This window comes from Candidatus Aquicultor sp., from assembly GCF_054640775.1.
On the sequence record NZ_JBTSLF010000270.1, the window covers coordinates 2,549 to 3,040 of the forward strand.

At 51.0% G+C, this 492-nt stretch carries 1 protein-coding gene; it reads left to right on the forward strand.

The genetic code is table 11. The features are described from left to right. Positions 1–58 precede the first annotated feature (58 nt). Positions 59–492: CoA-binding protein (locus ACYC56_RS13975; RefSeq protein ID WP_461374785.1), on the forward strand; the 434-nt coding region annotated here is incomplete at its 3' end.

The following is a 492-nucleotide window of genomic DNA, read 5'->3' on the forward strand; positions in this document are numbered from 1 at the left end:
ATTATCTATTGAACCCGGACAAGATCATATAACTTTTTTGAGTTTAAGAGGAGCCCCCTTGGAAACAAAAGACCAGACCAAAGAATCCCCTGACCTTGATCTCCTTTTCAAGCCCCGTTCCCTGGCAGTCATTGGAATTTCCCGTGATCCGGGCCGGGGAGGCGGGTTTATCTGGTGGAAAATTCAGGCCCAAGGCTATCCCGGGAAAAAATACCCGGTAAGCCGAAGTTGTACTGAGTTGGACGGGATCCCCTGTTACCCTTCCCTGACCGATATCACCGAACCCATCGACTTGGCCATTGCCGCTATCCCGGCAGCAGCGGTGGAAAAAATGGTGGCCGAATGCGCTCGAAAAAAGATTAAATTTGTCGTCATTCATGCCGCCGGTTTTGCCGAGTTGGGGGAAGAGGGGAAAAGCTTACAAGAAAGGGTGGTCGAGATTGCCAAAAAACATGGGTTGCGCCTGGTCGGGCCAAACTGCATGGGTATCTT